At 30.3% G+C, this 20,317-nt stretch carries 18 protein-coding genes; 17 read left to right on the top strand and 1 reads right to left on the bottom strand.

The window, feature by feature from the left end; all coding sequences use genetic code 11:
- Positions 1 to 59 precede the first annotated feature (59 nt).
- From ORH16_RS10350 to ORH16_RS10275, 16 genes are all read left to right on the top strand, one after another.
- Complete coding sequence (locus ORH16_RS10350) at positions 60 to 2,684, top strand: DNA methyltransferase (protein WP_265458621.1); 2,625 nt, start codon at positions 60 to 62, stop codon at positions 2,682 to 2,684.
- Between the two features lie 14 nt (positions 2,685 to 2,698).
- Complete coding sequence (locus tag ORH16_RS10345; protein ID WP_265458620.1) at positions 2,699 to 2,833, top strand: HTH domain-containing protein; 135 nt, start codon at positions 2,699 to 2,701, stop codon at positions 2,831 to 2,833.
- A gap of 870 nt (positions 2,834 to 3,703) precedes the next feature.
- On the top strand, positions 3,704 to 4,009 hold the full coding sequence (locus tag ORH16_RS10340; RefSeq protein ID WP_265458618.1) for a hypothetical protein: 306 nt from the start codon (positions 3,704 to 3,706) through the stop codon (positions 4,007 to 4,009).
- A gap of 346 nt (positions 4,010 to 4,355) precedes the next feature.
- Positions 4,356 to 6,035 (top strand): hypothetical protein, encoded by a 1,680-nt coding sequence (locus ORH16_RS10335; RefSeq protein ID WP_265458616.1) that lies wholly within the window; start codon positions 4,356 to 4,358, stop codon positions 6,033 to 6,035.
- 222 nt (positions 6,036 to 6,257) lie between these two features.
- Positions 6,258 to 6,887: a recombinase family protein gene (locus ORH16_RS10330; protein ID WP_265458614.1), complete on the top strand. Its 630-nt coding sequence runs from the start codon at positions 6,258 to 6,260 to the stop codon at positions 6,885 to 6,887.
- 278 nt (positions 6,888 to 7,165) lie between these two features.
- On the top strand, positions 7,166 to 7,366 hold the full coding sequence (locus tag ORH16_RS10325) for a preprotein translocase, SecE subunit domain protein (protein WP_265458612.1): 201 nt from the start codon (positions 7,166 to 7,168) through the stop codon (positions 7,364 to 7,366).
- A gap of 28 nt (positions 7,367 to 7,394) precedes the next feature.
- Positions 7,395 to 10,619 (top strand): MucBP domain-containing protein, encoded by a 3,225-nt coding sequence (locus ORH16_RS10320; protein WP_265458610.1) that lies wholly within the window; start codon positions 7,395 to 7,397, stop codon positions 10,617 to 10,619.
- A 573-nt stretch (positions 10,620 to 11,192) separates the two neighbouring features.
- Entirely contained in the window at positions 11,193 to 11,357 is a 165-nt protein-coding gene (locus ORH16_RS10315; protein ID WP_265458609.1) for a hypothetical protein, read from the top strand.
- Between the two features lie 11 nt (positions 11,358 to 11,368).
- Positions 11,369 to 11,491, top strand: coding sequence for a hypothetical protein (locus ORH16_RS10310; protein WP_265458607.1), 123 nt, complete (start codon positions 11,369 to 11,371; stop codon positions 11,489 to 11,491).
- A 264-nt stretch (positions 11,492 to 11,755) separates the two neighbouring features.
- Positions 11,756 to 12,034 carry a helix-turn-helix domain-containing protein gene (locus tag ORH16_RS10305; protein ID WP_265458606.1) on the top strand — a complete coding sequence of 93 codons (279 nt, stop codon included), beginning with the start codon at positions 11,756 to 11,758 and terminating at the stop codon, positions 12,032 to 12,034.
- A gap of 231 nt (positions 12,035 to 12,265) precedes the next feature.
- Positions 12,266 to 14,227 carry a site-specific DNA-methyltransferase gene (locus tag ORH16_RS10300; RefSeq protein ID WP_265458604.1) on the top strand — a complete coding sequence of 654 codons (1,962 nt, stop codon included), beginning with the start codon at positions 12,266 to 12,268 and terminating at the stop codon, positions 14,225 to 14,227.
- On the top strand, positions 14,227 to 16,848 hold the full coding sequence (locus ORH16_RS10295; RefSeq protein ID WP_265458602.1) for a DEAD/DEAH box helicase family protein: 2,622 nt from the start codon (positions 14,227 to 14,229) through the stop codon (positions 16,846 to 16,848). Before ORH16_RS10300 ends, ORH16_RS10295 begins: the two co-directional genes overlap by 1 nt.
- Before the next feature lie 68 nt (positions 16,849 to 16,916).
- Positions 16,917 to 17,192, top strand: a complete 276-nt coding sequence (locus ORH16_RS10290; RefSeq protein WP_265458600.1) for a hypothetical protein — start codon at positions 16,917 to 16,919, stop codon at positions 17,190 to 17,192.
- 101 nt (positions 17,193 to 17,293) lie between these two features.
- Positions 17,294 to 17,851, top strand: a complete 558-nt coding sequence (locus ORH16_RS10285) for a hypothetical protein (RefSeq protein ID WP_265458598.1) — start codon at positions 17,294 to 17,296, stop codon at positions 17,849 to 17,851.
- A 175-nt stretch (positions 17,852 to 18,026) separates the two neighbouring features.
- Positions 18,027 to 18,674, top strand: coding sequence for an EcsC family protein (locus ORH16_RS10280; RefSeq protein WP_265458597.1), 648 nt, complete (start codon positions 18,027 to 18,029; stop codon positions 18,672 to 18,674).
- Between the two features lie 185 nt (positions 18,675 to 18,859).
- The gene (locus tag ORH16_RS10275; protein ID WP_265458596.1) at positions 18,860 to 19,627 is read left to right on the top strand and encodes a hypothetical protein; all 768 of its coding nucleotides are present in this window, start codon (positions 18,860 to 18,862) and stop codon (positions 19,625 to 19,627) included.
- 9 nt (positions 19,628 to 19,636) lie between these two features.
- Here the strand turns inward: ORH16_RS10275 and ORH16_RS10270 are convergent, their stop codons facing one another.
- Positions 19,637 to 19,858: a helix-turn-helix domain-containing protein gene (locus tag ORH16_RS10270; RefSeq protein WP_265458594.1), complete on the bottom strand. Its 222-nt coding sequence runs from the start codon at positions 19,856 to 19,858 to the stop codon at positions 19,637 to 19,639.
- A 134-nt stretch (positions 19,859 to 19,992) separates the two neighbouring features.
- Here ORH16_RS10270 and ORH16_RS10265 point away from each other — a divergent pair, with 134 nt between their 5' ends.
- A complete protein-coding gene (locus ORH16_RS10265) occupies positions 19,993 to 20,301 on the top strand; it encodes a hypothetical protein (protein WP_265458592.1) in 309 nt (102 codons plus the stop codon).
- The last annotated feature ends 16 nt before the right edge of the window (positions 20,302 to 20,317 follow it).

The raw sequence follows: 20,317 nt of genomic DNA, 5'->3' as shown, positions 1-20,317 counted from the left end.
CAATAATTTAAATAAAAGATATAATTCAGTTGTGGGTAAATCATGTGAAGAGGGTGAATTTGTTGGAAGAAGTATTTAATAGTAGTATTTTTATTCAAGTAAAACAAAAGGCATTAAATGAGTATTTAACTAACGAACTAAAAAGACTAGAAATTTCTAGTGAAGAAAATTACAATCTCTTGAAAGAGTTAATATATCAATCACTTGATACTTATAGAAAACAAATTGATAACCGATTAAGATTAACTGAAGTAGAATTGCTTGAAGGTGAAAATATTAATCTTACTAAAGAGAGTGCTTTTGAGCTAATTAAGCATGAAATCCAAAAGCGCATATCATTGTATAAACAATTTGCTAAATTTGAATTGACACCAGTTTTCAGTATTATTTATGAAAATTTAGATTACGATATCGAACAATTAACAAGGTATTATCTATTAGAGTCTAACGATGACTATGCAAATTTGAATGAAGCTTATCTTGAGGGCACAGGCAGCGTAAATGAAATTGTGAATTTTTCTTACGAAGATTTCAATAGAAAAACTGGAATGGAGTGGCAAGTCGATTTAGTTCTTACTGACCCACCATATTTTATTGGATACAATGAGGATTGGGACAAACCTATGACAACCGAAGAAAGATTCCTTTTTTTTAGGGACTATATTAGAAGTTTAAATTGTGTAGTTAAAGAGAATGCTTGTGTTCTTATTTTTAATGACTATATGAATATTGGTATTATTGAAAAGGCCATGAAGGATGTCAGTGAAGACCTTATCTATCAAAATATAAATCTTAAAATTATGAGTTATATTGAATGGGTAAAACAAAATCCGCAAAACGCAAAAAAAAGAGGAGATAGGGTAAAGAAGGTACATAATGCTATTCAAAATTTGAAACCATTATCTGTTATAAAAGCACAGATTCAGAAAAAATTGGATATGTTAAAAATAAAAAAGAGAATTTTTAAAAATTGGAATAACTTAAGACTGAAGAAAAAATATATCCATTATCGAAAGTTGAATAGTATTTATGATTTTGCTGGTTTTTATAATGAAAGTGAGTATCTTATAGTTGGTGTTAATCAAAGTTATGATGAAATAACTGTTCAGGATTTTGAAAAATATGGACTAGATTTAGACTATTACAAATACTTTAAAGATTTATCTTCTTCAAGGGAAATATTTGAGAGGGTAAATGCTGATACTCAAGTGAGGGAAGTAGATGGAAGGATACATTCGACAACAAAAAATCCAGAAGTACTAAATGAATTGATATTGAGATTTTCAGAGCCTGGTGATTTAGTATTAGACAATTTTTCTGGAAGCGGAGCTATTGCGCTAAGTGCATATGAAAACGATAGATATTATTTAGCTTCTGAGAGAGATAAATATATGTATCAGCTTTCAAAAGTAAGGCTTGATAGATTTAAAAAAATGGTTGGAAAAAGGCCTTTCCCTTTTAAAATCAGCATCAACTTTGATTTTCAAGAAGGTTATATGTATAAAAAATACGAAGATTGGATAATGGAAAACTATTATAATCCATTATCAGTCATGACTATCGAAGAAAGAAAAAATTACACCATAACAAATCTAATAAATATTTTTAACAAGTATCCAACTAAGTTAATAAACATTGAGACCGTAACGGATGAGGAAATGGGTTTTCTATTAGGTTTTACTACTCATTATCAACGACCTTTAGAGTTTGAACAATTCTATCGAGTGAACAGAATGAATATTGAACAATTCTTTAAGGTTTTTCCTAAGTTTCCGATTGATAAAGCATTAAGATTTTATTATCGAGAGTTCGTTAAATGGAATATCCCATATAAAAAAATTTTAGATGACTATTTATCTTCTAAGAGTTTGAAAAACTACAAAAATAAAGACCAGTGGAGTAAAAAATTTTCAATTGAGTCCTATATCAATTATTTAAATAGTTTGCAAAATAGCTTGTTTCTTTCTGAGAGAGATATTCAAAAAGTAATGTCTAAAAAGCCTGAGTATTTAGGTGATAAGCTTGGAAGAGATACAAAATTGATAAAAAACTATTATTCATTACTAACTCAAATCATTGTTTATAAAGTTTTTTTAGCAAAAAAATGGGAAAACATTATAGTAGAAGATGTAGTAGAAGATAAGGAAAGTTTAGAAAAGTTTTACCCTAATTTTATATCAGAATATAATTTAGTTAGGCATTATGCTTTATACTTTCTAGATGATGAAGACAAGGCAGAATTGTTTAAAAAGATTGAAAGAAAATCTGGTATTGATTATGCAAAAATAAAAGCATCATGGAAAGATGAAGAACTAGTAGAAGGCTTGAATCCTACCGTTAAAATTGCGATTAAGCTGGGGCTCATAGAGGTATTAAAAAAAATAACAACAATCAAGTGTTATCCAGATTTTGATTTAGCATACATTAGGGATTTGTTAATATATAATGACAAAAAGAATGATAAAGTAACAGTAAGGCATGTTTTATCTGAACATTTTGGAACGATATATGAAATTGATAACAAATCGAGTAATATAAACCCAAATGATTTGTCGGAAAAAGAATTAAAAAATAAATATTTTAAATTCATAGATAATTCATTCAAAAAATATAAAAACGAATCAATTAAAAAAGAATTAAAAGAACAAAAAAACGGACTGGGTTCGATATTAAAAGCGGAATAAAAAATAGAAGGGAAATGGTAAAATCTTTAATTAAGAAAGGAAAGAAAGTAAATGAAATTGCCAAGGAATTAGATGTAACTGCTCAAACCATATATTTAGATATTCAAGAAATTAAAAAAAATGATGAAAAAAAGAAATCATCTAAGTAGATATATGAATAGGTAGGAATATTTATCAGACTATTCTCAATGACAAAAAGAGATTAGTCTGATAAATGGTTAAAAGCTAAGAAGTAGTCAGTCACTATAAAATAGGAACTGGTAGAACAAAACAAATGTTCTACCAGTTTTAATTTTTTTGGGAAATAGGCATCTGAAAAGCTCTTCACCATAAAAAAATAATAAAATCTTAGCAATTTACAAATTTTTTCAACTGTTCAAATTTTTAAAGAAGAATCTTATTTGAATTATATGTTTGATATGCTTAGTCCCGCAATCTGTTAAACAAATCGCTGAAATTGGCGGTATCATTTCTTATAAATTTTACGAAAAAAATTGAAAAAAAGACTTGAAAATAAGTTTCATGAGAGTTACAGTCTGGACGTAGATAAGATAACAAACAGAAAAATATAAAAAGCCATACACGAGTAATAATCTATAATAATAAAACAATTACTCAACCTTCGCACCAAATATTAATTACCTGATACATATATACATAGGTTAGAGCAATCATAGCTGTTAAGCTTAAACCAATAATATAAAAGGGAGGAAAAATGTATTAAGCAGTATTTTATAACTGGAGGTCTATTTATGCTGCAATAAAATGAAAACAAGCTATGAAAACAGTCGTCAAAAATAAAAAGAAAGAAGGAATTAGTAGTGGCAAAGAGAATGGGGACAAAGAAATACAAAAGATGGGTTTCTAATAATATTAAGCCAGCAAAAAAATGAAAGCTCAATGAAAATAATACCCAAAAAATATTTTCAGTAAGAGCAATTAATCAATATGAAGTGAATGAATATTAGGTATACAAATTTATTATCAGCAAAAAATCAAAATAAAAAGGAGAAAATGAAATGAAAAAAATTATTGATGGAAAAAAATATGATACGGAAACAGCAAAATTAATTGCAGAATGGAGCTATGGGAATAGTAGTGATTATAGATATATTTGTGAAGAATTATATTTAACAAGAAAAGGAAATTGGTTTATTTTCGGTGAAGGGGGTTCAGGTTCCATTTATGGTGAACAAGTTGGCTCAACAACTTTTTCAGGAGGAGAAAAAATTGTTTTAATTGATGAAGAGGATGCAAAAAAATTTATTGAAAAACATGGAGATTCAGAAACATATGAACATTTTTTTGAAGTAGAAGAAGCATAAACAGAGATATTAAGTTCAGGGAGCCATTCTGGGTCGTTTTAAGATAACAAGGTTCAATTATACCAAAGTTATTTCAAAACCACCCAGAAGGCTACTGGTTGCGACACGTTGTATTTCAAATTAAATTTATCAACAATAATTATTTTAAAAATTTTATCATCAATGATACACATGAAAGTTGGATTTAAACTTAAAAATACTTAGATTACATATCAAACTGAGTCAACATTTTGATATAAGTATTTTATATATAGCAACTAAACACGTAGTGTTAGTCATTAGATTCTGATAAGCAAAATTTTGATAATACGAATATCTAGACAGAAAGGAAGTGATTAGGATAACAATGGATAAAGGAGAATTGAGTCATGAGGACTATATGAAAATAATTACGGGGAATAATAAAATTCCAGATAAATTTATAGTTGACCCTGCAAAACACGATGAAGATTATCAACCAGATATTTTACCAAAACGAGATTACTCAAACACAGATAAAATACTAACTAACGAACCATTTCGGGCAAATAATATTTTGCAGTTAATCGACGAAATGAATCAACTTGCCCAAAACTATACTACTGAAACGCTGATAGACCAAAAAAAGGTAACTAAAGTAATCTCTACATTCTTTGCTGACTTATATGATGGGATTGACAGACATAAAATTTATTTAGCAAAAAATATACAATTCAAAGAAGAACTAATCCAAGTAAATATTAATATTGCAGAACTACTAAAAAAGGGAACATTCCAAGATTATTTAAAAAATGAGTTCAGTAACAACTTAGAGAACATCTACTATACGCCAAACATTTTTAAGCTTACTGCAACAAGTAAGAGCAAAGATAACACCGCTATTTTGAATTGTTTGTGGGCAGATGTAGATGAGGATGATTTAACTGCTGAAGAACTAGAAGAAAGAATAGCCGAAAAAGGTTTGCCTGAGCCCTCTTTTATAATTAATAGTGGCCATGGTTACCACATCATTTGGAAGCTCCGTCCTTTTATTATATTAGGCAAAAACTACAAAATTTCTTTTCTAAAAAAATGGAAGCGGATTATTGAATACATCAGCAATGATTTAAGTGCTGATAGTAACGCAACCTCTGAAGAAAAATATCTTCGTTTACCATTTACTGTTAATAATAAAAGGAATGGCAAAGATGTGTGTATGAGTTCAATCGTTAAGTACCAACCACATAATTCTTATAACATTACTGACTTTTATTTGAAAAAAGAACTAGAATGGAAAAAGTATTGGAAAGATATTTATTCTATAAACGGAAAAAATGAAAAATCAAAAACGGAAGAAAAAACTAGTAAAAAAACTGCTAATAACACGCAAGAATGGAGCTTAACTATTAATCGTGTCAAAGCACTATTAGAATGGTTAAAGATGAGGGATTTTAACATCGAAGGCAAACGAAATGTATTTCTTAGAATAATGCAACAAGGTTATCAAAATATTTACGAAATCAACAAATTGTTAAAACCTGCTTTAGAAGATTACGAATTAGATTCAATTGTTAAAAACTATGAAAACCAGCGAAAAAAAGGTAACTATTATATCATGCCTGCAAAAGATAAAATTATTTCAATGTTAGGAATAACTAATGAAGAAGCAGAACAGTTAAATACTTTTAAATCCGAGGAGTATTATATAAACGTTAAATTTGAGAAATACTTCAAAACAATAAAGAATTGCTTAATCAAATTAGCAAAGTATCAGTATATAAAGAAATACAGAGGACAAAACAAAAATTTGATTGGAATAATTGGAGATAGTAAGCAAGCTCTCTCACAATTGAAGAGGAAAGCTACTAAGGAAAACATTGAGAAAGAACTAAAGAGATTTGATTTAAATTATGAAAAGCTTGAAAATCTAATGTTAGAGATGAATCAAAGAAAGCAATTAACTGAAATGTCTAAAGAAAAACAATTGTTAGAGGACGGATTAAACCAAAAAGAACTATTAACACTAATCAATAAATACAATAATATCCGAACAAAGATTGAAACATAATGAAGATTGAAAAGCTTCTAAAATATAAGTAGTACCCATAAAATTCTCCATAGTTGTTTGGAACTATGAAGAGTAGTTAATTAAAATGATAACTTTGCTTTTTTTTCAAAATTATTTGAATGGATAGGCAATTGTGACAAATTAAATCGAACAACGATTATTGAAACTATCCTTTTATTGAAACGTTTAATATAAGGTATCAATAAAGGGAGGTTTCAATAGATGACTAAGAAAAAGAAAATAGAAAGGAAAATAATCAAGGTGGGATATTGTCGAGTTTCCACTGATGATAAGCAAGAAATGTCGTTAGAAAATCAAATAGCAATGATGAAAGAACGCAATTGCGATTATATTTTTAGTGAAAATGGCTCAGGGAGAAATGATAATCGACCCGAATTTAAAAAAATGTTGAAATGTGTATTTGATTTAGCTGAGGATGAAAATAATCAAGTTTATCTAATTGTTTTTAAAAATGATAGATTCTCAAGAAGATTCAGAACATTAATTACTTACATAGATGATTTAATTGATGCGGGTGTAAACTATGTTAGTATTGTAGAAAATATTGATACAAGTAGTATTGGAGGAATGATGTTTTTTCAAATTCTGTCAAGTTTTAATGAATATGAAGTTAATAATACTCGAGAAAGAGTTTTAATTGGTTTGGAACGTGCGAAAATGAAGGGGAAAAAATTAGGAAGACCAAAAATTTCGCAATCTCAATTCAACAAATTAATTCGATTGTACCAATTGAACTCACTTACGGTTGATGAGATAGCGCGACGTTGCAAAATTAAATCTTCAACAGCATACAAATACTTGAGACAAGCAAATATTCAGCGAAGAAGGTAAAAAGTTGTTGAAGAATTAGAATAAGATGTTAAAATAAACATGTTAGCGGTCATCGTGTACCAATAGTGCATAAATCAGTTGTTTTATAGAGTTATTACATAAAAAAATATAGACAGTTCTTAAAGCTTGTTAGAGTTGGGTCCCAATTCTTATGAGCTTCTTTTTTTGCCCTTTTTTTCGATTTCTATAAAACAACTGATTTATAGAGAAATAAGTACGGAAAGAATAAGCATGAAATGATAATTATCTTCATGACGTTATGAGAGGAGTGAAAAGGGGTGTTACAAGAAACAGGAAGGGTTTTTGTTGAGATGATAAAAGTTCCTGATGAGCCCAGTGGCTGTGGCTGTCTAGGCTGGTTTTTGGGAATTGGAGTGCTTATAGCAATTTTTTTGTTCATTTTACAGTTTTGGTTACCGATTTTATTGATAATAATTGGAATTATAATTCTATATAAGGTACTTACACATTATTTGTGAAAATATAAAAAATAACAGGAGTGGAAAAATGAGTAAAACAAACAAGCAAAAAGAAATGATGCGTGGGGAAGTTAAAACTACAAAACGCATGTATAAAGCCAAAAAACGTTGGGTAGTTGCAGGTATGACTGTTGCATTAGGTTTAGGTGTAATAGGGTTTAGCGAACCAGCTTCGGCGGCTGAATGGACTGCAAATTCAGTAGAAAATATCTCTAGCAGAATTAGTGAAGGTCAAACATCGCTAACCATGGCTGAAGGTGATACAGTTTGGAACATTGGAATGGCTATTAATATTGCCGACCCAATGCAATTATTATATGATAATGGATTTGTGAATGGACAACAGTATACCCTCAGCGTAGGCACCACAATTTCATGGGATGGTAATCAAGTAACCATCACCTCATCAGACGGAACGGAAATTGGTGGAGGTACAGTTACAGACGAACAAAAAGTAAATGCCAATGCTGATGTCGGTACTTCACAAGATTCGGTTAACAATTCTAGTACATCGACTAACAATGCAACAATCAATTCAAACAGTACTGAAACTCAAACAACTACAAATAATGCATCTAGCTCTACAGCATCAACTACAAACAATAGTTCAACAAGTGGAACGACAGATAGTTCAACAAGTGGTGGAAGTGTAACACCTACAAAACCAGTAACACCTGAAAAACCAGTAAATCCTGAAAAACCAGTAGACCCTGTTGTACCAGTAGCGGTAGACAAATCAGTTTTACAAGCATTAGTAGATACTTGGTATGAGTCTTGGCAAGGTGATTATACTTTAGCTTCTTATATGAAAGTAGTAGATGCATCAGGTGCTGGTTTAACTGTTTTAAATAATAAAAATTCAACACAAGCAGATGTTGATACAGCTGTTAAAAACTTACAAAATGCGGTTAATGGATTGACGATTGCAAAGGGTGACGAAGTAAATAAATCTTCATTAGAAATGGCAATCGCAAATGCAGAAGCAATCGAAGCAGATGGTTATACTGCGGAATCTTACTTAGCAATGACAAATGCTTTAATCGATGCCAAAGCAGTTTATGCGGATGAAAACTCTCGTCAATCAACTGTGATTAACTCAGCAATTTCTTTAAATAATGCGGTTCAAAGTTTAGTTAAAAAAGATGTAGCAGAAACTAAAACAATCACTGTAAATTATGTGGATGCTGATGGCAATACGTTATCAACTCGTCAAGTGAGCGGTGAAGAAGGAACTTCTGCAACTTTAACAGCAGAAAAAACTTTAACAATTGATGGCTTAGGATTTAAGTTAGCGGATAGCGAAACAAAAGATGCTGAGTTCGGTAAGGATACAACGGTAACGTTCACGTATGCAAAAGATATTCGTGCAGTCGCAATTCAATCAAAAGTTGGAGATACGGTATTAAAAACAACTACAGTAAGTAGTCAAGTAGGAACAACTGAAGAAGTCAATGCGGATTTAGAAATCACTGCCAACGGTAAAACGTATGTTTTAGATGGTGAAGGAACTTCTACAGTAAGTTTTGGAACAACCTCATCTGTATCATTTAACTACAAAGAAAAAGAAGTTGTGCCAACACCAGTAACTCAATACACTGTAACAGTAAAACATGTGGGTAGCGATGGAACTGTATTAGGAACAACGTCAGAAAAAGTTGATGAAGGAACTTCTTATACAGCTAACGCTCAAACTTTTGATGGTTATACTTTAAGTGGTGATGCAACTCAAACAGTAACAGTAGACGGAAACAAAACAATTACGTTTAACTATACTAAAAACGCAACACCAGTAACTCAATATAACGTAACAGTAAATCATGTAAGTAGCGATGGAGTTGTGTTAGGAACATCAACTGAGAAAGTAAGTGAAGGAACTTCTTATACAGCGAATGCTAAAACTTTCGATGGTTACACTTTAAGTGGAAATGCTACTCAAACAGTAACCGTAAATGGAAATAAAACAATTACGTTTACTTATACTAAAAACGCAACACCAGTAACTCAATACACTGTAACAGTAAAACATGTAGGAAGTGATGGAACTGTATTGGGAACAACATCAGAAAAAGTTGATGAAGGAACTTCATATACAGCCAACTCTAAAACATTCGATGGTTACACTTTAAGCGGTAATTCTACTCAAACAGTGACAGTAAATGGAAATAAAACAATTACGTTTAACTATACTAAAAACGCAACACCAGTAACTCAATATACTGTTAAAGTAGTTCACTTAAATACTGACGATAATACAGTATTAAAACAATCAAGTGTAAAAGTTGATGAAGGAACGTCATATACAGCAAATTCTGAAACCTTTGACGGTTATGAATTAGTCGGTGATGCAACTCAAACAGTAACGGTAGATGGAAATAAAACAATTACGTTTAATTACAAATCAACTTCTGAAGACTTAACTGGTCAAATCGGAACGATGCAAAGTGCCATCTCAACTAAATTGTTTAGCTTGATTAACTCTTACCGAGTATCAAACTTCAATACGTTTACTTTAGCAACAGATAGTAAAATTCAACAAGCTGTAAATACACGTGCAGTGGAAATTGAAACGTTATATGAACATATCCGACCTGATGGACGTTCAATTAGAACAGCCTTGTCTGACTTAGGTTATAACGGTTCAGCGAATGGTGAAAACATTGGTAAATTCACAACTGGTTATTCATTAGAATATATTAACAACAACTTGGATACGTTAGCACAAGCGATGTTAGACAGTTGGATTGCATCATCTGGGCATAATGCTTACTTAGGTGTAAGTGAAGATACAACTAGTGGTGGTGTAGGTGTAGCAATTTACGACTTAGGAAATGGAACATACGGTTTAACCTATGTATTCCAAGGGGTATGGAACTATGACTTAGATGTACCAACAACAACTCGTTCAGCCCAAGTTGAAGCACCTGCAAGCGTAACGGAAGAAACGCAAGAAAGCGATACAGCAGAAACAACGAGCGAAAGCACCACTTCAACAGAAGCAGAGTCAACAGAAACAAGCGAGTCAAGTACAGAGTCGACAGAGAGCAGTGAAGTAACAATTAATAAAACTGATTTAGTCGAAGCTTATAATATCGCAATCAGCTTGTCAGAAGAGAATTATACAGCCGACAGCTGGAGTAACTTGATGCTAGCAGTTGCAGATGCAAAAGCAGTGAACGACAATAATAATGCAACTCAATCACAAGTTGATGAAGCAACAGAAGCATTAAAAAATGCTGTAAATTCTTTAAACTAATAAATCTAAAATAGATTCGATGAGGTAGCAAAGCTGATTAAGCTTGCTACCTTTTTTTATTTTCATCAAAACTTCTGGGAGGCGTTTTAAGCTCTTTTGTCATCAAAAGGTATAATTGTGTCAAATTAAATTTAAAATCTCACACAACGCGACAGGTGGCGACAGGTGTTTCTATAAATTTATTTCAACACAACTTGCAGTGAAGAATTAAATCTAAAAACATTTCTAAAAATAGAAAAATTAAATAACTGCTTTTTCGCGATACTGGCGCTGTTAAAAATTTTTTAACAAAAGCATTACAATGAAACTAGCTGAAATTATTGACTTTCTATATTTTAAAATCAGTGATAATACATGAAATGAAATCTCAAGGTTCGTGCTATTCTTACACAAATAAAATAACGATACAAGATGATAATAAAATCGAACATGATTATAAATATGATGCTATACTTATTTTGAACTTAATTAAACATAAAAATTAAACCAAAATTTCTATATACATATAAACAACCAAATTTAAGATATTGAGTTCAATCAACAAGATAAGATAATAATCATAGGAGGGAGGATATGACGAATAAAGAAAAAGAAATCATGCGAGCATTAATAGAATTGATGCAAGATAGCGATTACCAATTAGATGAAACTAGTCAAAATGATTTCAATCATCAAACAATTTTATTGTTTAGAAAGATGTTAGACATGGATTACATGGTACCATTTATAAAATTTTAGGAGGGAGCGAAATGAAATTAACTAAAACAGATAAACATAAAATAAACTACATAGTAAACAAGTTATCTGAACAAAATGAAGTCAATTCTTTTTTAATTCAGCTATTAATTAAAGTGTTAAAAGAGGACAAATAGTTGCGGATTAAAAAAATAAAAGGGCAACGATTTGTCCTTTTATTTTATTAATTATGTAAAGAGGTGTGCAACGAAAACTAAACAAAATCACATTTAAAAATAGCATTTCCCATAAACTTTTTAGATTTGATTTCTTAAATGTCATCAAGAATTTTAAAAAAAGATGATAGTAGAGGTGATGTTAGAGGTGATAAAAAATTAGCTTTATGTCCTCATGATTTATATAAAATCTGTGGATATAAGGTTTATATAGGAGGCAAGAAAATGGAAGAAATGAACAAAGAGATTAAAGTCATTTATAGTCAAATCGCAGGGGAGGAATTGTTAGATTGCTATAAATCAGTTATTAAAAATAAGAACATTTCAAAAAGTTTGCAAACTACATTAGAAAAAGTCGGAAGACCTCAAAAAATATCAGATAAACAAGTTGAAAAAGCTTACGAAATATGGAAAACAGGCAAAATGACTCAAAGAGAAATAGCATTAGAACTTGGTGTTTCGGAAAGAACACTTCGCAGATATTTTAAAGAAAGAAACCAGTAGTACTAAAGTAAGATGTTATCTAATTAGAGAAAAGAATATCCAATAGAGGAAAGCGTTCAAATTTTGACCACTTCATGTGGTCTTTTTCTATATGTGGATTTGAGAAAATTATAAGTAAATTTACTATAAGGTATAGGAATTAGTCCTGATTTAAGATTTAGAATTATCCTGTTCAAAATGTAAAAAACTGATAAAATGAGAATTAGAATATAAAAGGAGATTTTGAACTTTATGGATACTAAATTGATGAAGCAAATTAAAGATATTTTAAAAGAATTTCCTCAGTATTGGAATGGAGAAGAATTACAACGAACTATTGTTATAGAAGATTTAAAACGATACGATGCTATGTTGATTGCTTCTCTCTTAAAAAATAAAAAAATAAAAGAGATTTACACTATACAAGCTGGTGACGTTCTCATTTTTAAAGTCCAAGAGTTTATCGATTTATTACGATATAAAGATTATTGGGCGGATAGCTATACTAAATACTCTAATACAATTGGATTAACGAGTGAAGGAAGATATTTACAATATAATACTGATGTAGTTTTAGACTTTCCTTATAAAGATTGTGTTCTTGAAGGTGGAATGACTAAAGAAGATGTAGGTAAAGATGAAGTTTTTTATAATGAAGTGATTGCCCGTGATGAGATTGATACTCTATTGGCCCCAAAAGCATTTGTGAATGCAAAACGGTATGATTCTGATGGTGAACATGAAATAGATTCTTTTAATGATGAAGACAACTTGATTATAAAAGGAAATAATTTATTAGCTCTACATTCATTAAAAGAGAGATATTCAGGAAAAGTAAAATTAATTTATATTGACCCGCCATATAATACAGGTAGTGATTCTTTTGGATATAACGATAGATTTAATCATTCTAGTTGGTTAACTTTCATGAAAAATAGGCTTGAAGTAGCTAAAGAACTTTTATCAGATGATGGAGTGATATTTGTAAGTATTGATAGAAATGAATTCGCAGAGCTTAAAATCTTGATGGACTCAATTTTTAATTCTGCATACCTAGGTACAATAATAAATACCTCTACTCCCAATGGACGAGACTATGGGGCATTTGCCCAAACGCATGATTACATTCATGTTTATGGAAAAAAAATTGAAAAGTCAATTACTTATTCGTTGGAAGTAAGTAAAGAAAAATTTAAATTGAATGATTCTATCAGTAGTTACTATTTACATCCTTTATTCAATAGTAATTCAGCATTTAACAAAGAAAATCGTCCTAATTTATATTATCCAATGTATATTTCTACAGAAGATGATGACAGCGGGTATAGAAGCGTATCCTGTGCTAAAGATGATATTCATTCTATTGAAGTATTTCCACCTTTGTCCCAAACTGATGGAACACAATTTGTTTGGAGATGGGGGAAAAATAAAGTACAAGAAATTGGCGATACAGAATTGGTAGGACAGTTGAAAAAAGATGGCCATTATAGGATAGCTCAAAAAATGCGCCCCCAAAAGCAAATTCCTCGAACTATTTGGCAAGAGTCGAAATATTCAAACCGAAGAGGAACTGAAGAGATGCAAATCCTATTTAAAGGTAAAGTATTTAGTTTTCCTAAGCCAGAAAATCTTATAAAAAATATTATTGAAATAGGTTCAAATATCAATGATTTAGTTTTGGATTTTCATTTAGGCTCTGGAACTACAGCTTCTGTAGCAATGAAAATGAATAGAAAATTTATTGGTATTGAACAGATGGAATACATTAATACTGTTTCAATTCCTCGACTTCAAAAAGTGATTGATGGTGAACAGGGTGGGATTTCTAAAGATGTTAATTGGCAAGGTGGAGGTTCATTTGTATATGCTGAACTAATGGAACTAAACCAAATATATATGGATAAAATAGACCAAACTACTACTAAAGAAGATTTAATTGAATTGTGGAATGAATTAGACAATAATGCTGATTTAAATTTTCAATTAGATAAGGAAAAGCTAACAAGTGAATTACTAAAAGAACGAGATGAAGTGGAAGATTCAATTTCTTTTAATGACTTAAGTTTTGAAGAACAAAAAGAAATTTTCAAAAAGGCCTTGGATAAAAATCAGTTATATGTGAATTTCTCTGAAATCGAAGATGAAGACATTACTATTTCTGAAAATGAAAAAAATTTTAACTATAGTTTTTATGAAGATAGAGGTGATGCATAATGGCAAAAGAACGCCTTTATGAATGGTTAGATGCGGAAATGAGAACCATTTCCTATACTATGAATCCCCATGAAGTGCCTGATTATGTAAAAACAAATTTAAAAGATGACCTAAGATTTTATCAAGATGAAGCATTTAGAAGATTTCAATTTATGCAAGATGACCGCTATTCAATTGGGATTAGTGATGCGGGATATCAACGGAAGCATCTTTTATTTAATATGGCAACTGGCTCTGGAAAAACAATGGTGATGGCAAGTCTAATTCTGTATTTATATAAAGAATTAGGGTATCAAAATTTTATTTTTCTTGTAAATACAGATGCCATTATCAAAAAAACTCAAGAAAACATGCTAAACAGTAGCTCCGAGAAATATCTTTTTAATCCCAACGGGCTTTTTATTGATGGAGAAAGAATAGTTATTCAATCCGTAGAAAATTTTCCAGCGGTGAAAGATAAACATACAATTTATCTAAAATTATCTACTATTCAAAAACTTCATGGTGATTTAAACAATCCAAAAGAAAATGGAATTTCTTTAGAAAGCTTAGAGGATGAAGATATTATCATTTTAGGTGATGAGGCTCATCACTTTAATGCTTTCACGAAAAAAGAACAACAAGAAGAAACTTCTTGGGAGCATACCATCAATAAAATACTGTATTTGCGAAGTAATAATAAACTCTTAGAATTTTCTGCAACAATTAATATGGATGATAAAACAATTTCGGGAAAATATACGGATAAAATCATCTATAAATACGACTTAGGTCAGTTTATGACAGATGGATATTCCAAAAATGTTTTGCGTTTACAAGCAACGGATAGTGACGAAATGAAAATAAAAGATGCCATTTTGTTGAGTCAATTTAGAAAATTAATTGCACGAGAAAATGGCATCAATTATTTCAAGCCGATTGTCATGTTTAAGTCAAGCAAAATTAAAGTTTCAGAATCGAAACAACAAGAATTTAACGGGATTGTTGAATCTTTTTCAGTTGAAGAACTAACGCGCTATATCAAGCAACGAAAAGCAAGTGTGGTTCCAAATTCTACTTTGGACATTGTTTTTACTTATTATTTAAAAGAAGATTTAGATTCAATCATTCGAGAAATACAAGAGGATTTTGAACCTCGAAATATTTTAAATGCTAACGAAAAAAATATGCTAAGTGTGGATAATGCCGTATTGCTAAACAGTTTAGAAAATGCAAACAATCCTATACGAGTGATTTTTGCAGTTGCGAAATTAAATGAAGGTTGGGATGTACTCAATCTTTATGACATTGTACGCATTTCAGAAGGTGCTGGTACAACGAGAAATGCTACTGATAGTGAAGCACAATTAGTTGGTCGTGGCGCAAGATATTATCCTTATGAATATGAGCAAAAACGTAGTTATACAAGAAGATTTGACAATACCAATAATGATTTGAGATTTTTGGAAACACTTCATTACCATACTATAAATGAAAAAGGGTATTTAGCAAATCTTGAGAAGTCTATGAACGCTGTCAACTTGATTACAGCAAATGATGAAACAGTTCGCTTATTATCTACAAAAATTAAGAATAGTTTTAAGAACACAAAAGTATTTACACAAGGCCAATTATTCGTCAATGAGAGTCGGCCAACTACTCCCGATGATTACTCTTCGTTAGATAAATTTACTATTTCCAAGGAATGGATAACGGAATATATAGGAAATACATTTGAGGTGGAATTTCAAGAAAAAGAACAAGTTCAAAAAATTGAACGTCATGAGCAAGCTTTAAATGTAGATAAACGCTATTTCAAGAAAGCCATTCAACGAAATCCATTTTATCGTTTTTCTAATTTGAAGGAATACTTACCCATGTTAAAATCGACAACTGAATTACTGAGTAGTGAGCAATACTTTAAGGGTGTTTCAATTACTGTATCCTTACCTAAAGAACAAAATGTGTCCGATTTACTTGCAGAAGAAAAGTTAGAGATAGTTGACAAATTTTTGGCTTTTTGTGAGGAAAAAATCCGGCGAAATTATAAAAAAGAAATAGGCCTAAAAGTATTTAAACCTGTAGCAATCAATCAAACTCTGAAAGATTATGAAGTTGTTGTGCCAAAATTTGAAACAGGGCAACATATTACTCAAAGAATTGACAGTCATTCTATGAAAGGAAAAGATTGGTTTGTTTATACTAACGCTATCATGAATAATCTGGAGTATGATTTGGTAGGTCTTTTAGGAAACTTTATAGACCAATTGCAAGTAAAGTACAAAGATATTTACCTTATTCGAAATGATGAAAAAGCAACTCGATTCAAATTAACTGAATTTAATGGACCAAGAGGTTTCATGCCCGACTTTATTCTTTATTTATCCGATGAGGACTTTGTCTATCAAATTTATATTGAGCCAAAAGGAGAAGATAGAGTTAGAGAAGATGCTTGGAAAGAGGAAATGTTAGAGGCGATTAATGGTACTAATATTGAAATAATAGGTGAAAATGAATCCGTAAAATTAATGGGTGTGAAGTTCTATAACAAAAAGAATAGACGTGTTTTTATTGATGACCTATCTGAGAAAATAAATAATGGTCAACCATTAGATGGGAAAATTGAATTATTAAATGAATAAAAAACTTTGGGATAAGGAAATGAAAAGAGGCAATCAATTATGGTAAAAGAAATACTAATTAGTAAAACATGAATATTGAAAATGTATTACTCGATACTGTGAAATCTACCAATCCAGACAAATTATTCATTGCTGATATTTATTCAGAAGTAAGAAAGAGAATGGACATAACAGATGATGAGGCTTCAATAAGCTATGAAAGTAGTAGTGGAAGTTTTGTTATGGCTTACAAAAATGAAATTCACACAGCTGAAGGACACTTAAAAGAGTTTAATATTTTTTATAATAACCCAAAAGAACGAGGTGTATGGAATATTGCAGAATTGATACATATAAAAACTTGAACAGGCAAGAAAGAAGTTAGAAGAACATGATTCTTTTTTGAACTGGTTAGGGTCTATGTTTTTATATGATTTTGATAAAAAAGTGTTTAGGAGTGTGTATATTGTTGGAATGGATTCAAAATTTTTTTGAGACAAATAAAGATAATGTAATTTTTGATGGTCTCATTGTTGCTTTCTTAACAATTGTCATGGGCTCAATCATTGATTTAGTTACTACAAATGCAACTTTACAGGATGCTTTGGATACTAAGTCTGAGTGGCGGCAAGAGCTGTTTAAAGTAGCTTCAAAAGAGAAAATAAAATTGGAAGATGTTTATACTTTAAGAACAACCTTAAGGTACACTCCAAAAAAACGTTCTAAAGATTTGTTATGTACGAACTGCTCACCTAAAGGTAAAGAATATAATTTTGATAATTTCACAAAAACTGCTATTAATTATTGCAATAGAATAACTAACATTTCTTTAATTGAGGGTACATCAATACCTTGTTTATCAGAGAACAATGTTCAAGAAAATGTTCGTATAATTGCAAGATTTCTTTTGAAAAATCACTGGGAAGTTTTAGGAGTTCCAAAATATCGCCCTTTAAAAAGATTTTTAGTACAACGTTCACTTCGTAAAGATATCAAAGAAACTATTTCAATGATTCAACAATGAAGTATATAACGAGTAGAAAGCGATAATAATGGAGAAAATATGGAAAATGAAAAATATTGTTTCAAAAATAAAAGAATCAGGTAGTAAAATTTTATATCAGTCAATTTAGTAATGCTAAAACTTTTTATCAACACTCAGAATAAAGATTGCTAAATATATTTAAAAGGAGATTATTATGGAGGAACAAAATAAAAGTGATAAAGGTGTTCAGATTCTTAATACATTGTATGAAAAATGTTTAAATGGCGTTCCAAAAGTTTCAAAACCAGTAGAAGAATTAGCAAATGATTATATTAAGAAGTATGGAAAAACTGATAAAGCTATCAACAAATTAGTTAAAAATCAATTGAGTAAGAATACCCTTAACGGATTTATTACTGGGTTTGGTGGAATCATTACTATGCCAGTGACATTGCCAGCAAATGTTACTTCAGTCTTATATGTCCAAATGCGGATGATAGCTTCTATCGCAATCATAAGAGGATATGATTTAAAAGATGATGCTGTGCAGACATTTGTATATGCTTGTCTAGTCGGAACTTCAATAACTGATATATTAAAGAAATCAGGGATTCAAGTAGGTAATAAAGTTGCTCTAAATATAGTGAAAAAAATTCCAGGGACAGTACTTTTGAAAATTAATCAGAAAGTGGGATTTAGATTTATTACAAAAGCTGGAACCAAAGGAACGATAAACTTAACTAAATCAGTACCTGTAGTTGGAGCGGGAATAGGTGCTACATTTGATTATGCAACCACTTTTACTATCGCTAACAGAGCAAAGAAAATGTTTGAAGAAAATAATTTGATTAATCTAAATTAGGTGTTTCTCGTGATTGTTTTTTCCATAAATCTTTTTTATACTTATACTAAATTATTAAATGATAATGTCTATACTCCGTTAACACGTTATTAATTATTCATCAGAGATATAGAACCTTGGTTTATATCTCTTTTTTTATAAGATTTTGCGATATCTTTTATAGGAGAGGAGAATTATTAGACCCTATGACAAATAAAACAGTGGTAAACGAAAATGATTTAAAAGTTTTGAAAAAATATGTGGAGAAGCATATTCATTTACCTAATACTCTCTCTGAAGAATACATTTATTCAAATCCAAATTTAATTATAATTGATGCTGTTTTATCTAAAAATAGAAATTATAATAGTGTACAAAAATGGATAAAAAATTTTGAAAAATGTTATCCTAAAATAAATACTTTAATTGGTTTAATAGAAATTATTGACCAAGAAACCCCAAAAGAAATAGGAAGAATAATTGGGTATAGAGATGAAAAGCGAATTATTGAAATTAGGCAAGTGGCTGTAGCATTTGTAGAAAAGAAAAGCAGTGCAAGCGAAGATGATTTAAAATCTATGAAAAAGTGGGCAGAAATGTCTGATTTTACTGATACTGAAGACTCAATATTTAAAGTGAACGGTATCGGGGTAGCAACATTTCAATATTTGAGAATTTTGTTAGGAGTAAATACGTGTAAACCAGACGTACATATCAAGAATTTTATTTTGGAAGTATTGAAAAAAGAATTTAGTGAAGAAAAAGCAATCAGAGCTATTGAAAAAGTATCAAATAAACTGGGTAAAGATACAAGAATTGTTGATAATGCAATCTGGAAATTCATGAGGTCTAAGGATGGATTTGATAAAGTAGATGTTGAAGATTTAATGTATTATATAGATTTTTTAGACAAGGGAAAATTAATTCAAATACAGAAATATCTTGAAGAAGTAATAAGTGAAGATAGAAGCTAATTTCTATCTTCACTTATTATATCTCCAGATTTCGATATCCGCTTTTAAATGCTTTGCAGCAAAATCAGTTAGTATAATAGCGTCCTTTAAATTAATACGCTCTATTTGTCTCTCTCCGCTCTTTAATTTTGAAATGGTAGATTTACTAATCCCAGTATTTAACGCTATCTCTTTAGCAGTATACTGCTTTAAAATCGATTCTATTTTAGTTATATCAGCTATTGTTCCCATAAACTTATCCTCCTCATATTAACCACTACAGTGGTAATCATACCATAAAATATGGTAGAAAAGACTTGCTATTGATTGTATCTCAAGCTATCCTCCAGTCAATCAAAATAAGGATATGGAAGGATAAAAATATTATGGATAATATATCGAAATTAGAATTATTGGCAGATGAACTAAGTGAAGAAAATGAAGCTAAAATTTTTTTTGTAGAGTTGAATGAATTTGATGATGAGGTTTGTGTACAATTTACCTTTTATTGCCCTACCTTTAGCTACATATCAATGAAAAATATTGATGATAGCTTTAGTAATTACTGTATAGGTTTTTTCAGTAGGGAATACTATTTAAATGATGAAAAGTTACTACCATTAGACCCAATTGAAACTGAAAATCCCCAATTATTAAACGCTTATGTCAAAAGTCTATACTTTAAGAAATACTGATACATCAAGGATTTGA

This window comes from Enterococcus sp. HY326 (assembly GCF_026157065.1).
Taxonomy (GTDB): Bacteria; Bacillota; Bacilli; order Lactobacillales; family Enterococcaceae; genus HY326.
Note: the sequence above shows the minus strand (reverse complement) of the source record. Positions and strands in the feature narration are given on the sequence as shown.

Bases quoted from the DNA above. Each gene is read 5' to 3' on its own strand.
- ORH16_RS10305 (WP_265458606.1), top strand. From the start codon at position 11,756: ATGGAAGAAATGAACAAAGAGATTAAAGTCATTTATAGTCAAATCGCA.
- ORH16_RS10320 (WP_265458610.1), top strand. From the start codon at position 7,395: ATGAGTAAAACAAACAAGCAAAAAGAAATGATGCGTGGGGAAGTTAAA.
- ORH16_RS10270 (WP_265458594.1), bottom strand. From the start codon at position 19,858: ATGGGAACAATAGCTGATATAACTAAAATAGAATCGATTTTAAAGCAG.
- ORH16_RS10290 (WP_265458600.1), top strand. From the start codon at position 16,917: ATGAATATTGAAAATGTATTACTCGATACTGTGAAATCTACCAATCCA.
- ORH16_RS10275 (WP_265458596.1), top strand. From the start codon at position 18,860: ATGACAAATAAAACAGTGGTAAACGAAAATGATTTAAAAGTTTTGAAA.
- ORH16_RS10310 (WP_265458607.1), top strand. From the start codon at position 11,369: ATGAAATTAACTAAAACAGATAAACATAAAATAAACTACATAGTAAAC.
- ORH16_RS10345 (WP_265458620.1), top strand. From the start codon at position 2,699: ATGGTAAAATCTTTAATTAAGAAAGGAAAGAAAGTAAATGAAATTGCC.
- ORH16_RS10295 (WP_265458602.1), top strand. From the start codon at position 14,227: ATGGCAAAAGAACGCCTTTATGAATGGTTAGATGCGGAAATGAGAACC.
- ORH16_RS10265 (WP_265458592.1), top strand. From the start codon at position 19,993: ATGGATAATATATCGAAATTAGAATTATTGGCAGATGAACTAAGTGAA.
- ORH16_RS10335 (WP_265458616.1), top strand. From the start codon at position 4,356: ATGGATAAAGGAGAATTGAGTCATGAGGACTATATGAAAATAATTACG.
- ORH16_RS10330 (WP_265458614.1), top strand. From the start codon at position 6,258: ATGACTAAGAAAAAGAAAATAGAAAGGAAAATAATCAAGGTGGGATAT.
- ORH16_RS10280 (WP_265458597.1), top strand. From the start codon at position 18,027: ATGGAGGAACAAAATAAAAGTGATAAAGGTGTTCAGATTCTTAATACA.
- ORH16_RS10315 (WP_265458609.1), top strand. From the start codon at position 11,193: ATGACGAATAAAGAAAAAGAAATCATGCGAGCATTAATAGAATTGATG.
- ORH16_RS10300 (WP_265458604.1), top strand. From the start codon at position 12,266: ATGGATACTAAATTGATGAAGCAAATTAAAGATATTTTAAAAGAATTT.
- ORH16_RS10340 (WP_265458618.1), top strand. From the start codon at position 3,704: ATGAAAAAAATTATTGATGGAAAAAAATATGATACGGAAACAGCAAAA.